The organism is Sphingomonas tabacisoli (assembly GCF_042678385.1).
Classification (GTDB): Bacteria; Pseudomonadota; Alphaproteobacteria; order Sphingomonadales; family Sphingomonadaceae; genus Sphingomonas_B; species Sphingomonas_B tabacisoli.
In genome coordinates this window covers 1653968-1667909 of sequence record NZ_JBHUDY010000001.1, presented here as the reverse complement: position 1 = coordinate 1667909, position 13942 = coordinate 1653968, and the positions used below count along the sequence as shown (strand labels likewise).

Genomic DNA, 13942 nt, shown 5'->3' with positions numbered 1-13942 from the left:
GCCCACCCCTAGCCCCTCCCGCAAGCGGGAGGGGAGAAGTTACAGCGCCCCGTGGCAGTGCTTGTATTTCTGCCCCGAACCGCACGGGCACGGCGCGTTGCGGCTGACCTTGCCTTCCCAGCCGGCGGGATCGTCGCCCAGCTCTTCCGCCATCTGCGGCTGCGCGATCTGGAGCGGCGGCAGCGTCATCGTGACGAGGCCGTCCATGTCGGCGCTGTTGTCGTCGCCGGTCAGCGGATCGATGTGCGTGGTGACGAACTCCGGCATGCGCGGCAGCTCGGGCGGGGCGGCCATGAACTGGGCATGGGCGAGCACCCGCGTCACGTCCTCACGGATCGCTTCGAGCATCCGCTCGAACAGTGCGAACGCTTCCTGCTTATACTCGTTGATCGGCGTCTTCTGGGCGTAGGCGCGCAGGTGGATGACCTGACGCAGCGCGTCGAGCGTCGCCAGATGCTCCTTCCAGTGATGGTCGAGCGACTGGAGCAGCACGCTCTTTTGGATCTGCATCCACGTCGAAGGCTCCAGCTCCGCCGCCTTCGCCGCCATGACTTCGTCGGTCATGGTGCGCAGCCGCTCCTCGATCATCTCGGGATCGACGGCCTGTTCCTGGATCCAGTCCTCGATCGGAATCTCGACCGCCAGATTCTCGCGGACCCGGGTCTTCAGCCCCTCGATGTCCCACTGCTCGGGGTACGTGTTGGGCGGGCAGGCCTCGCCGACCAGCACGTTCAGCGATTCATGGCGCATGTCCTCGACCACCTCTTCCAGGGTGTCGGAGTCCATGATGTCGGTGCGCTGCTCGTAGATGACCTTGCGCTGGTCGTTCATGACGTCGTCATATTCGAGCAGCTGCTTGCGGATGTCGTAGTTGCGCGCCTCGACCTTCTTCTGAGCGGTCTCGATCGCCTTGTTCAGCCAGCGCGAGCCGATCGCCTCGCCGTCGGCCAGGTTCGAGTTCATCATCTTCGCGAACATCGTGTCCGGTCCGAAGATGCGCAGCAGGTCGTCGTCGAGCGAGAGGTAGAAGCGGGAAAGACCCGGATCGCCCTGACGACCTGAGCGGCCGCGGAGCTGATTGTCGATGCGCCGGCTCTCGTGCCGCTCGGTGCCGAGCACGAACAGGCCGCCGGCCTCGATCACCTTGCGCTTTGATTCCTCGACCTCGCGCTTGATGCGCGCGATCGCGGCGTCGCGGTCGGGGCCTTCGGGCAGGTTCGACAGCTCGTCTTCGATGCGGAACTCGACGTTGCCGCCGAGCTGAATGTCGGTACCGCGGCCCGCCATGTTGGTCGCGATCGTGACCGCGCCGGGCTGGCCGGCTTGCGCCACGATATGCGCTTCCTGCTCGTGGAAGCGGGCGTTCAGCACATTGTGGGGGACGTTCAGCTGTCGGAGATACTGGCTCAACAGCTCCGACTTTTCGATTGAGACGGTGCCGACCAGCACCGGCTGGCCGCGGCCGCTATGCTCTTCGATCGACTTGGCAATAGCGCCAAATTTGTCTTTGATATTCTTGAAGAACTGATCGTCCTCATCGACGCGCTGCACCGGCAGGTTGGTCGGGATGGTGACCACGTTCAGCTTGTAGATGTCGTGGAATTCGCCCGCTTCGGTCGCCGCGGTGCCGGTCATGCCGGCGAGCTTGGGGTACATGCGGAAATAGTTCTGGAAGGTGATCGAGGCGAGCGTCTGGTTCTCAGGCTCGATATTGACGCCTTCCTTTGCTTCGACGGCCTGGTGCAGGCCGTCGGACCAGCGGCGGCCATCCATCATGCGGCCGGTGAATTCGTCGATGATGACGATCTTGCCGTCCTTGACGATGTAATCCGTATCCAGCTTGAACATGACGTTGGCACGCAGCGCCTGGTTCAAGTGGTGGACGACCTGCGTGTTCTCGTAATCGTAGAGATTATCACCCTGGAGCAGCCCGGCCGCCTCCAGCATCCGCTCGGCCCGTTCGGTGCCGTCCTCGGTCAGGATGATCGACTTCTGCTTCTCATCGAGCTCGTAATCCTCAGGCACGAACTGCTTCACGACCGCGTCGACCTGCTTGTACAGCTCGGACTTGTCGTCGGTCGGGCCGGAAATGATCAGCGGGGTGCGCGCTTCGTCGATCAGGATCGAGTCGACTTCGTCGACGATCGCGAAGTTGAAGGGACGCTGCACCATCGAGGTGCGCTCGTACTTCATGTTGTCGCGCAGATAGTCGAAGCCGAATTCGTTGTTCGTGCCGTAGGTGATGTCCGCTCCATAGGCCTCGCGGCGCTCGAGATCGGTCAGGTTGGGCACGATCACGCCGACGGTGAGGCCGAGGAACCGATAGATCTGGCCCATCCACTCGGCGTCGCGCTTGGCGAGATAGTCGTTGACGGTGACGACGTGAACGCCGTTCCCCGGCAGCGCGTTCAGATAGGTGGCGAGCGTCGCCACCAGGGTTTTGCCTTCGCCGGTCCGCATCTCGGCGATTTCGCCGCGGTGAAGGACGATGCCGCCGACGAGCTGAACGTCGTAATGGCGCTGGCCGAGCGTGCGCTTCGCCGCTTCGCGCACCGTGGCGAACGCTTCAGGCAGGATGGAATCGAGGCTCTCGCCGTTCGCCAGCCGCTCGCGGAAAAGGACGGTCTGGTTCTTCAGCTCGTCATCAGTCAGCGCCGAGATATTGGTCTCGAAGCCGTTGATGCGATTGACGATGGGCTGGAGAGACTTGACGTAACGTTCGTTCGAAGACCCGAAAATGGCCTTGGCGACTGCGCCGAGCATGGAAATACCTATCAGATAGAGATGCGTGACGAGCGCGCGCGGCGCCCGGCGAAAATGTGAGACGCGTAAAGCGCGCTATTCGATCCTGCGCTCGTCGACCGGGTGCGGCTGGGGCGTGAAGACCGGCTGAGCCGCTTCGCCTTGCGCCTTGATATCGAACGGATTTTCCGCGGCTGGCATCGCCCGCCGGGCGGTACGCGATTCGGTCGCCTGCTCGATGTTGCCGGAGAGCGCGGCTGCGATCACTGCCGGTTCGCTGACGCGCGCGGAGGCCGGACCGGCAACCAAGCCGGTAAAGCCCGCAATCAGCGCCAGGATGTGCAGCAGCAAACGCAAACGAAATCCGTTCAACCGAGAAATATGCGACAACCGGGGTGACATAGTGTCGGCTTTTGCCCGCGTCCACTGGTCCGCGCGCACATCAACCACGTCTGGCATCCGCCGGGCGAGGTGAGTATCGCGCGGCCATGACCGAACGCTCGCCCCTCGCCGTCCCGTTTCCTTTGCTTCCCCCGATTGCCGGCGCCCGCCCGGCCGTCGCGCGGGCGCGCTACAAGGAATGGGATCGGTGCGATCTGACGTTCGTCGCGCTGGACGAAGGCACGAGCGTCGCGGGCGTGCTGACCAACAGCAAATGCGCCTCTCCCGAAGTCGAATGGTGCCGCAAGGCGCTGACGCTGGGATCGGCGCGCGCGCTGGTCGTCAACGCCGGCAACTCGAACGCCTTCACCGGCAACCGCGGGCGCGCAGCGGTCGAGGCGCTTGCGGCACGGGCGGCGGCGCATCTCGGCTGCCAACCATCGGACGTGTTCGTCGCATCGACCGGCGTGATCGGCGTGCCGCTGCCGATCGACAAGGCGGAGGCAGGGCTGGACGGGGCGTTCGGCGCTGCCGAATGCGGCTGGCTCGATGCGGCCGAAGCGATCGGGACGACCGACACCTTCCCGAAAGGCGCGGTGCAACGCGCTGTAATCGGCGACCGCGCCGTGACTCTGGTCGGCATCATCAAAGGCTCAGGCATGATCGCGCCAGACATGGCGACGATGCTCGGCTTCATCTTCACCGATGCGGCGGTCGAGCCGGGCTTTCTCCAGCAATTGCTGAACCACGCCAATCGCCGCAGCTTCTCGTGCATCACGGTGGACGGCGACACCTCAACGTCCGACACGGTGCTCGCCTTCGCGACGGGAAAGGTGGGCAACGCCCCCCTCGCCTCGTTCGACGATCCCGGCGCCGATGCGTTCGCGGCGGCGCTGGATGCGCTCTGCCTCGATCTGGCGCACCAGGTCGTGCGCGACGGTGAAGGAGCGTCCAAGTTCATCGAGGTGCAGGTGACCCGCGCCATCACCGATGGCAGCGCGCACCGCATCGCGATGAGCATCGCCAACTCGCCGCTGGTGAAGACCGCCATCGCGGGAGAGGACGCCAATTGGGGCCGCGTGGTAATGGCGGTCGGCAAGGCGGGTGAGCCGGCCGAGCGCGACAAGCTCTCGATCCGCTTCGGCAACACCATCGTCGCCAGCAATGGCTGTGCAGTGGAGGGCTATGACGAAGCGCCGGTCGCACAGCACCTGAAGGGGCAAGAGATCGAGATCGGCGTCGACTTGGGTCTGGGCGCCGGCCGCGCCACCGTTTGGACCTGCGACCTCACCCACGGCTATATCTCGATCAACGCGGATTACCGGTCATGACCGACTGGACGGGTGGATGCCTGTGCGGCGCGGTGCGCTACCGGCTATTGTCCGAGCCGTTCGATGCCGGCTGGTGCCATTGCCGGACCTGCCAGCTCAACTCGGGCAGCCCTGCGATGGCGTTCGCGAGCGTGAAGGCCGGCGACCTGAAGATCGAACAGGGCGCGGATGCGCTGGGCCGGGTCGAATCGAGCAGCTTCGGCCATCGGCGCTTCTGCACGCAGTGCGGGACGCCGCTCTACATGTCCGTCAATCACCAGCCTGAGACGATCGACTTCAGCATCGCCACTTTGGACGAACCGGCGCGGCTCGCGCCTGGTTTCCACATCTTCTACGCGAGTCGCATCCCTTGGGCCGAACCGGGCGACGCTCTGCCCCGCCACGATCGCTTCCGACCGGATACCCGAGGGCTTGAGGGAACCGAGCCGCCCGACGCTACCTAGCCGTGCTGGCGCATCAGGCGGGACTGTTCGCGTTTCCAATCGCGTTCCTTGATCGTGTCGCGCTTGTCGTGCGCCTTCTTGCCCTTGGCGAGGGCGAGTTCGACTTTCGCCTTGCCCTTTTCGTTGAAGTATATCGACAGGGGCACGAGAGTCATGCCCTCACGGGCGACGGCGCCGTGCATCTTATTGATTTGGCGTTCTTTCAGCAGCAATTTGCGCGGCCGTTTCGGCTCGTGATTGAAGCGGTTGCCGTGGCTGAACTCGGGCACGTTCGAGTTGATCAGCCAGACCTCCCCGTCCTTCACCTCGGCATAGCTTTCGGCGATCGAGCCTTCGCCGAAGCGCAGCGACTTCACTTCGGTGCCGGTCAGCACGATGCCGGCCTCAAACACCTCGTCGATGAAATAGTCGAACCGCGCGCGGCGGTTTTCGGCGACGATCTTCTTCTTGTCGAACTCGGTCGGACGCGGACGGGCCATCTTGTGCTTTAGTCTTTCAATTCGGTTTGGGCTGAGCTTGTCGAAGCCCTCCCTTCCCTAACGGCGTCGAAGATAGAAGAAGGGAGGCCTTCGACAAGCTCAGGCCGAACCGAGTTTTATGGTATCAATCCTGCATGCCTCAGCGCCGCATCGACCGCGCGGCGGCTGGCTTCCGAAGGCGGGGTCATCGGAAGGCGCAATTCGGCCGAAAGTTCCGGCTTCAGCCGGTTCAACGCATATTTGGTCGGCCCCGGCGAGGCGTCGCTGAACAAGGCGGCGTGGAGCGGATAGAGCCGGTCCTGCAGCTCCACCGCCCTCGTCCAATCGCCGGCGAGGCACGCGTTCTGGAAATCTGCACACAGCCGCGGCGCGACGTTGGCGGTGACGGAAATGCACCCCACCCCGCCCATCGCCATGAAGCCCAACGCCATGTCGTCGTTGCCGGAAAGCTGGACGAAGTCCTTGCCGCACGCGAGCCGCTGCGCCGTCACGCGGGCGACATTGCCGGTCGCGTCTTTCACGCCGACGATCGACGGAATCTCCGATAGCCGCCCCATTGTGTCGACCGTCATATCCGTGACCGTGCGGCCGGGTACGTTGTAGAGGATGATCGGCAAGTCACTCGCTTCGGCCAGCGCCGCGAAATGAGCGTACATGCCTTCCTGGTTCGGCCGGTTGTAATAGGGCATCACGACCAGGGCCGCCGCCGCGCCCGCCGCCTTCGAGTGCGCCATGTGGCGCTTGGCGGTCGCCGTATCGTTCGAGCCGCAGCCGGCGATCACCGGCACGCGCCCAGCCGCCGCTTCGATGCACAGATCGATGACGCGGTAGTGCTCGTCATAGGAAAGAGTCGCCGATTCGCCGGTCGTGCCGCAGGGCACGAGCGCGTGACTGCCTTCGCGCACCTGCCAATCGACGAACGCGCGAAAGGCCGCCTCGTCAATCGCTCCGTCGCGGAAAATCGTCACAAGAGCCGGAATCGAGCCGGAAAACATGCATTTGCTCCTTCACCCGAATCGCGGATTCAGGCATGATGATCGACCAAGTACGGGGAGCGTTTATGGCCGGTTCACCGCCCAATAAGGATCAGGCGTCTAACCTGTCCAGCATGGTGAAACGGCTCATACTTCCTTCGGCCCTGTTACTCGGCACGGCGACGGCCGTCATCGCCGACCCGACAGCATTGGTTTCAACCCAGCCCGCGGCTCCGCAGGCGCCCTATGACGTGGGCGATCCGGTCGTCGCGGCGATCCCGCAATGGAACGCGCTGCGGCAAACGGACACGATGCCGTTCGACAGCTATGCGAACTTCCTGATCGCGCATCCGGGCTGGCCCGGCGAGACGGCGATGCGCCGTGCGGCGGAACGTGCGCTCGCGCCCGATTCGATCTCGCCGATGCGGGTGATCGCCTATTTCGACCGATTCCCGCCGCTGACCAACACCGGCCAGGCGCGCTATGCCGAGGCGCTGGCCTCCGCAGGCCGGCCAGTCGATGCCCTGAATGCGGCGCGCAAGGCCTGGACCTCCGGTTCGCTGACGCCGACCGACGACGCGCTGATTTCCGGCCGGTTCGGATCGCAGTTCACGCCCGTCGACCAGGACGAGCGGATGGACCGCCTACTCTGGGCGGGCAAGACCAGCGCCGCCCAGACCCAGCTTGCGCTGACGTCGATGACGAAGCGGTCGCTGTTCCAGGCGCGGCTGGCGCTACGCACCAATGCGCCCGACGCGCAGATGGTCGCGGACAGCTTGCCCGCCTCCTGGCAGGCCGATGCGGGCTTCGTCGCGGACAAGGCGATGTGGCTCCGCGCCGCTTCGCCCGATGCAGCGCGCGCCTGGCTCGCCCAGCCGCGCACGCTGAGCGGCCGTCCGGCCGAGGTCGAACGCTGGTTCGAGCTGCTGCTGTCGACTGCCAAGACGGCCAGCGCGGCGGGCGACAATGTTTCGGCTTACCGGATCGCTCAACTGCTCGATCAGACCTATGCGCCCGGCACCGTCGTGCGCGACCGTCCGCTCGGCGAGCGCGACGATTATACGAGCATCGCCTGGCTGGCAGGCTGGACCTCGCTGAACTCGGGCCGCGCCGCGGATGCTACGGCCATGTTCGTGCGCTACGCCAACGCCGCCAAGTCACCGCAGACCCAGGCTAAGGGCTTTTACTGGGCCGCGCGGGCAGCACAGACGGCGGGCCGTACCGAGGAGTCCAGCCGCTATTGGGAAATGGCGGCGACGCACCCGGATCAATATTACGGACAGCTCGCGCTCGAGCGGCTCGGCCGGCCGATCCCGCCGCCGGGCACCGCCGGCGCGACGACGCCGAGCTCGAGCGAACGCGTGGCCTTCAACCAGCGAGAGATCGTACGGGCCGCGCGCGCCCTTGGCCAGCAGGGCGACTGGCAGACGCAGAGCCTGTTCATCCGGGCGATCGCGGCGAGCGTCGAGAGCGATTCGGATCATGCGCTGGCGACCGAGTTGGCGCAGGGCATCGGCCGCCCCGACCTTGCCGTCATGGTCGGCCGCAACGCACGGCTGAACGGCGCCAGCGACTATGTCCGCGCCGGCTATCCGCAAGTGAAGATGCCGCAGGGACAGGAAGCCTGGACCACGATCGTCCACGCGATCGCGCGCCAGGAAAGCCAGTTCGACCGCGCCGCCGTCAGCCGCGTCGGCGCGCGCGGGCTGATGCAGCTCATGCCCGGCACGGCGCGCGAGCAGGCCGGCAAGAGCGGCCTCAGCTACGACACCACAGCGCTGACCAGCGACATCGGCTACAACATCCAGCTCGGCTCCGCCTATTTCCAGCGGCTGCTGACCTATAATGGCGGCAATTACCCACTGGCGATCGCCGCCTACAATGCCGGCCAGGGCAATGTGAACAAGTGGATCGCCGCCTATGGCGACCCGCGGTATCCCGGCGCCGACATGGTCAAGTGGATCGAGAACATCCCGTTCCAGGAAACGCGCAATTACGTGCAGCGCGTGCTGGAGAATGCAGTGGTTTACGACACGCTGCACCCGGAAAAGGCGACGATGCGCGGCCCGGCGCTGCTGAGTGCGTATCTGGGGAAGAGCACGCGGGGGTGAGTTCCCCTCCCGCTTGCGAGTGGTTCCAGCCTGCTCAGGTCGGATTGTCCCCCGGACAATCCTGAAACATGCCGGGGGCATGTTTCACCTGATCGGGCTGGACCACTGGGTTAGGGGTGGGCATGTCTAATGCGATGTGCCGCCCTGACGTTCCCACCCCCGGCCCCTCCCGCGAGCGGGAGGGGAGATGATAGACCGCCCGAATTACATCACCCCCGCAGGCTATGCCGCGCTTCGCGCCGAATATGACCGGCTGTTCGGAGACGAGCGGCCGAAGCTGGTCGAGACGATCAGTTGGGCCGCCGGCAATGGCGACCGCTCCGAGAATGGCGATTACATCTACGGCCGCAAGCGGCTGCGCGAGATCGACCGTACGCTCGGCCGCCTCTCCGCCAAGATGAAGGCGGCAAAGGTCGTCGATCCCGCCCGCCAGCCCGACAAGGCCAAGGTCTATTTCGGCGCGACGGTCACCATCGCCGACGAGGACGACAGTCAGCGCACTCTCACCATCGTCGGCAACGACGAAGCCGACGCCGGGGCTGGCAAGGTCGGCTGGGATTCCCCGATCGCCCGGGCGCTGAGGGGAGCCGGGATCGGCGATCTCCGCCGCATCACCCTCCCCGGCGGCGAAAAGGAATATGAGGTGGTGGCGATCATCTACCCTCTCCCCTGAGGGGAGAGGGTCGACTCGCGCTTGCGAGCGCGAGCGGGGAGAGGGGCCTATGGTACGGCGCCCAGCACCCTCTCCCCGCTCGGCCCCGCAGGGCCGAGTCGCCCTCTCCCGCTAAGCGGGAGAGGGTCAGGCGCGGTCCACGCGCGCCGCGAAGCAACCGGGCTTGGCGTAGTGGATGTGGAGGTAATCGGTGGCCGGCGCCGCGAAGAAGCGTTCGATCGCTGCCTCCGTTTCCTTGCCGTCGACGACATCGGCCTCGACCATCATGCCCTCGGCGTCGAAGGCGCGGATCGACAGCAGGCGGGTGCGGAAGAGCTCCGGCACTTCATCGATGCGGTCGAACCGCTGCCCTGCCCCTTCCCGCACGAAGATCGCATGGCTCGCCCGGAACGGCGTGCCGGCGGGCTGATGCTCATAGTTCATCAGCAGCGCCGCCTCGCCCGCCGGCACTTCCGCCAGCGTCACGCGACAGGGGAAACCGCTGCCGCTGGATATACGGCGTATGATGCCGCGATCGGCGAGTTCGCCGTCCGAAAGATAGGCGAGTTCAAGAAAGGCCTCAGGGTCGAGTCCCGCGATGCGAAAAGCCATTGTCGCCTCCGTTTATGGAGGCTTTCTACCGGCCCAGAAGAAAGAGCGCTTCCCAGAGATTGCCGTCAAACCGCCAAACACATTTCCCCTCACCCCGCTCGCGCCCAAGGGCGCGAGTCGCCCTCTCCCGATGGGAGAGGGGCTATCCCAGCGTTTCCCGCACCAGTTTCTCCAGCTCCGGGTCCATCGGCGGCGGAGTCATGTCGACCTTGGCTTCGAGCTGGTCGGCGATGGCGGTGAGGGCGGCGATGCGGGCGGCTTTCTTGTCGTTGCCGTCGATGACCGTCCAGGGCGCCCAACGCGTGTCGGTCTGCTTGAACATGTCGTGCATGGCCTTGAGGTAGGCGTCGCGCTTGCCGCGGTTGCGGTAATCCTCCGCGCCGGTCTTCCAGCGCTTCCACGGGTCTTCGAAACGTTTCTTGAGGCGCTTGTCCTGCGTTTCCTGGCTGACGTGGACGAACAGCTTGATCAGCGTGGTGTTGCAGTCGCGCTGCTGCGCCTCGAATTCGTTGATCTCGTCATAGGCGCGTTTCCATTCGGCTTCGGTCGCAAAGCCTTCGACGCGCTCGACCAGCACGCGGCCGTACCAGGTGCGATCGAAGACATGCACGTCGCCGCTGAGCGGCATCCGCGCCCAGAAGCGCCAGAGGAAATGCTTGTCCTTTTCCTCGGGCGTCGGTGCGCCGATCGGCCAGACCTCGAAATAGCGCGGGTCCCATTTGGCGGTGAGGCGCTGGATGACGCCCCCCTTCCCCGCCGCGTCCCAGCCCTCGATCGCGATGATCGCGCGGCGCTTGTGGACGATGTGCGCGACCTGGATACGGGCGAGCCGCTCCTGCAGGTCGGCGAGGTCGGCGTCGTAGTCGCCGGGATGATCGGCGCCTTGTTCGTAGTCGGAAAGATTGATTGCCATAGACTTGGTTTGGCCTGAGCTTGTCGAAGGCCTCCCTTCTTCTTCCTTCCGAGCCGAAAGGAAAGGGAGGGCTTCGACAAGCTCAGCCCAAACCGGGTTTGAGGTGTTTCATTTTGAAACGCGCGGTTACTCCGGCCTCACGGCCTCCGTAGCGGGCTTGGTGTCCTTCGTGCCCGGCCCGTCGACTACGCGGATATGCAGCTCGCGCAATTGCTTGGGCGTGACCTGGCTAGGGGCGCCCATCATCAGGTCCTCGGCGCGCTGGTTCATCGGGAAGAGAATGACTTCGCGGATGTTCGGCTCGTCGGCGAGCAGCATCACGATGCGGTCGATGCCGGGGGCCGAGCCGCCGTGGGGCGGCGCGCCGCATTTGAAGGCGTTGATCATGCCGGCGAAGTTGGTGTCGACGTCCGCCTGCGAATAGCCGGCGAGCTCGAACGCCTTGTACATGATGTCCGGCCGGTGGTTCCTGATCGCGCCCGACGACAGCTCCACGCCGTTGCAGACGATGTCGTACTGATAGGCGAGGATGTCCAAGGGGTCCTTGGTCTCCAGCGCTTCCAGCTCGCCCTGCGGCATCGAGAAGGGGTTGTGCGAGAAGTCGATCTTCTTCGCTTCCTCGTCATACTCGTACATCGGGAAGTCGACGATCCAGCAGAACTCGAACTTGTTCTTGTCGATCAGGCCGAGCTGTTCGCCGACGCGGGAGCGCGCGGCGCCGGCGAGCTTGGCGGCCTGTCCTTCCTTGCCGGCGGCGAAGAAGATGCCGTCGTCAGGGCCGAGGCCGAGTTCGGCGATCAGCTTGCGGGTGGATTCCTCGCCGTGGTTCTTGGCGATCGGGCCGCCGAGCTCGCCGCCCTTCTGGGTGATGTAGCCGAGGCCGGCATGGCCTTCGGAGCGCGCCCAGTCGTTCATGTCGTCGAAGAATTTGCGGCTGTGGCCTGCGGTGTTCGGCGCGGGGATCGCGCGGACAACGTTGCCGCCCTCGACCAGCCGGGCGAACAGGCCGAAGCCCGAGCCTTCGAAGTGCTTCGATACGTCGGTGATGACGATCGGGTTGCGCAAGTCCGGCTTGTCGGAGCCGTATTTGAGCATCGCCTCGCGGTAGGGAATGCGCGGAAACGGCGCGGCGCTGACCTGGCGGCCGTTGGCGAACTCCTCGAACACGCCGTGCAGCACCGGCTCGATCGCTGCAAAAACATCGTCTTGTGTGACGAAGCTCATTTCGAAATCGAGCTGGTAGAACTCGCCGGGCGAGCGGTCGGCGCGCGCGTCCTCGTCGCGGAAGCAGGGCGCGATCTGGAAATAGCGGTCGAAGCCCGCGACCATGATCAACTGCTTGAACATCTGCGGCGCCTGCGGGAGCGCGTAGAATTTGCCCGGGTGGACGCGGCTGGGGACAAGATAGTCGCGCGCGCCTTCGGGGCTGGATGCGGTCAGGATCGGCGTCTGGAACTCGGTGAAGTTCTGCTCGATCATGCGGCGGCGGATCGAGCTGATCACATGGCTGCGTAGCACGATATTGGCGTGCAGCCGCTCACGGCGCAGATCGAGGAAGCGATAGCGGAGGCGGATATCTTCCGGATAGTCGGCCTCGCCCGCCACCGGCATCGGCAGCTCCTGCGCCGCCGACTGTACGGTGACGGCATTGGCGAACACTTCGATGTCGCCGGTCGGCAGGTTCGCGTTGGTCGTGCCCGCCGCGCGCGCCTTCACGACGCCGTCGATGGTGACGACCGACTCGGCGCGCAGGCCCTCGAGGACCGGCAGCGCGGGCGAGTCGACGTCCGCCACCACCTGCGTGATGCCGTAATGGTCGCGCAAGTCGATGAACAGCACGCCACCATGATCGCGCTTGCGGTGCACCCAGCCGGACAGGCGAACGGTTTCGCCGACATGGGAGGCGCGAAGCGCGCCGCAGGTGTGAGTGCGGTAGGCGTGTGTCATTTTCCAATCCCTCTTCGTCATCCCCGCGAAAGCGGGGATCCAGCTGCCTTTCGAGCGCACGGCAGGAAAGAAGAAGAAGCTGAGTTCCCGCTTTCGCGGGAATGACGATCAACTTCGTGTCGCGGGCGCGCTTCCCCGGCCCGGCCGGGATTGTCAAGTTGCGTGGCCAAGCTATGGCGCGGCAATGCAGATTCATCCGTTGATTACGGACAGCGATACGCTTGCCGATCTTTGTTCCCGCCTGGCCAAATCCCGCTTCGTCGCGGTCGATACCGAATTCATGCGCGAGAACAGCTATTGGCCGGACCTGTGCCTGATCCAGATCGCCGACGAGAACGAGGCGGCGGCGATCGATCCCAAGGCCGACGGTATCGACCTGCAGCCGCTGCTCGACCTGCTGGTCGAGAACGAAGAAGTGCTGAAGGTCTTTCATGCCGGTGGTCAGGATGTGGAGATCGTCTACAACCTGACCGGCAAGACGCCGCACCCGATCTTCGACACGCAGATCGCGGCGATGGCACTGGGGCAAGGGGAACAGATCGGCTACGGCAATCTCGTCGATAGCTGGCTAGGCATCGTGCTCGACAAGGGCGCGCGCTTCACGGATTGGGCGCGCCGCCCGCTCGACAAACGCCAGATCGACTATGCGATCGGCGACGTCACGCATCTGGTCAAAATCTTCCCGATGCTGGTCAACCGGCTGGTCAAGCAGGGCCGCGGCCATTGGCTCGACGAGGAAATGGAGCGGCTGGCCGATCCCTCGAACTACGAGAACGATCCGGACCTTGCCTGGCAGCGGGTGAAGATCCCGAGCCGCAAGGCCGAAGTGCTCGGGCGGCTGAAGGCGCTGGCTGCGTGGCGCGAGCGCGAGGCGCGCAACAAGAACCTGCCGCGCGGCCGCATCGTCAAGGACGAGACGCTGGCCGATATCGCTGCGCATCCGCCGCGTGTCCAAGAGGATCTCGCCAAGGTGCGTGGCCTGTCGGCGAGTTGGGGCGGCAACGACATCGGCGGGCGGATGATCAAGGCGCTTGCGGAAGCGAAACCGCTGGGTCCGGACGAGCTGCCGCGCGAGGAGCGCAGGCCGGGGCTCGGCAAGGAAGGCGGGCTGGTCGCCGATCTTCTGAAGCTGTTGCTCAAGATCCGCGCGCGCGAGATCGACGTGGCGCCGCGCCTGCTCGCCCGCACCGATGAGCTGGAACTGCTGGCGGCCGGCAAGCGCGAGGGGCTGAGCATCCTGGACGGCTGGCGCTGCGAGCAGTTCGGCAAGGATGCGCTCGATCTGGTCGAAGGCCGACTCGCTTTCGCCGTCAAGAACGGCAAGCTCAAGATGACTCGGACGGACGCGGAGGTTTAA

At 65.1% G+C, this 13942-nt stretch carries 12 protein-coding genes; 5 read left to right on the top strand and 7 right to left on the bottom strand.

All coding sequences use genetic code 11. The annotated features are described in order from the left end of the window. Positions 1-39 precede the first annotated feature (39 nt). Both secA and ACFSCW_RS08660 read right to left on the bottom strand, forming a co-directional pair. Positions 40-2763 (bottom strand): preprotein translocase subunit SecA, encoded by a 2724-nt coding sequence (gene secA, locus ACFSCW_RS08665; RefSeq protein WP_380888446.1) that lies wholly within the window; start codon positions 2761-2763, stop codon positions 40-42. A 75-nt stretch (positions 2764-2838) separates the two neighbouring features. Further along, complete coding sequence (locus ACFSCW_RS08660; RefSeq protein ID WP_380888445.1) at positions 2839-3192, bottom strand: hypothetical protein; 354 nt, start codon at positions 3190-3192, stop codon at positions 2839-2841. A 38-nt stretch (positions 3193-3230) separates the two neighbouring features. On the opposite strand from ACFSCW_RS08660, the gene argJ reads away from it, so the two are divergent. Further along, on the top strand, positions 3231-4454 hold the full coding sequence (argJ, locus tag ACFSCW_RS08655; RefSeq protein WP_380888444.1) for a bifunctional glutamate N-acetyltransferase/amino-acid acetyltransferase ArgJ: 1224 nt from the start codon (positions 3231-3233) through the stop codon (positions 4452-4454). Continuing rightward, positions 4451-4897, top strand: coding sequence for a GFA family protein (locus ACFSCW_RS08650; protein ID WP_380888443.1), 447 nt, complete (start codon positions 4451-4453; stop codon positions 4895-4897). The genes argJ and ACFSCW_RS08650 overlap by 4 nt, the downstream gene beginning before the upstream one ends. Here ACFSCW_RS08650 and smpB read toward each other — a convergent pair. Then, positions 4894-5376, bottom strand: a complete 483-nt coding sequence (smpB, locus tag ACFSCW_RS08645; protein WP_380888442.1) for an SsrA-binding protein SmpB — start codon at positions 5374-5376, stop codon at positions 4894-4896. The two genes, ACFSCW_RS08650 and smpB, sit on opposite strands and share 4 nt — an antisense overlap. Positions 5377-5492: 116 nt before the next feature. Beyond that, positions 5493-6371: a 4-hydroxy-tetrahydrodipicolinate synthase gene (gene dapA, locus ACFSCW_RS08640; RefSeq protein ID WP_380888441.1), complete on the bottom strand. Its 879-nt coding sequence runs from the start codon at positions 6369-6371 to the stop codon at positions 5493-5495. Positions 6372-6436: 65 nt separating this feature from the next. Between dapA and ACFSCW_RS08635 the strand changes: the two genes are divergently transcribed. Then, positions 6437-8461: a lytic transglycosylase domain-containing protein gene (locus ACFSCW_RS08635; RefSeq protein WP_380888440.1), complete on the top strand. Its 2025-nt coding sequence runs from the start codon at positions 6437-6439 to the stop codon at positions 8459-8461. Between the two features lie 187 nt (positions 8462-8648). Then, positions 8649-9134 (top strand): GreA/GreB family elongation factor, encoded by a 486-nt coding sequence (locus ACFSCW_RS08630; protein WP_380888439.1) that lies wholly within the window; start codon positions 8649-8651, stop codon positions 9132-9134. A 126-nt stretch (positions 9135-9260) separates the two neighbouring features. Here ACFSCW_RS08630 and ACFSCW_RS08625 read toward each other — a convergent pair whose 3' ends face one another. The 3 genes from ACFSCW_RS08625 to aspS all read right to left on the bottom strand — a co-directional run bounded on the left by ACFSCW_RS08625 (position 9261) and on the right by aspS (position 12585). Then, on the bottom strand, positions 9261-9725 hold the full coding sequence (locus tag ACFSCW_RS08625; RefSeq protein WP_380888438.1) for a DUF1203 domain-containing protein: 465 nt from the start codon (positions 9723-9725) through the stop codon (positions 9261-9263). A 142-nt stretch (positions 9726-9867) separates the two neighbouring features. Then, a complete protein-coding gene (locus ACFSCW_RS08620; RefSeq protein WP_380888437.1) occupies positions 9868-10638 on the bottom strand; it encodes a polyphosphate kinase 2 family protein in 771 nt (256 codons plus the stop codon). Positions 10639-10764: 126 nt separating this feature from the next. Further along, positions 10765-12585 carry an aspartate--tRNA ligase gene (gene aspS / locus ACFSCW_RS08615; RefSeq protein ID WP_380888436.1) on the bottom strand — a complete coding sequence of 607 codons (1821 nt, stop codon included), beginning with the start codon at positions 12583-12585 and terminating at the stop codon, positions 10765-10767. 184 nt (positions 12586-12769) lie between these two features. Here aspS and rnd point away from each other — a divergent pair, with 184 nt between their 5' ends. Beyond that, on the top strand, positions 12770-13942 hold the full coding sequence (gene rnd / locus ACFSCW_RS08610) for a ribonuclease D (RefSeq protein WP_380888435.1): 1173 nt from the start codon (positions 12770-12772) through the stop codon (positions 13940-13942).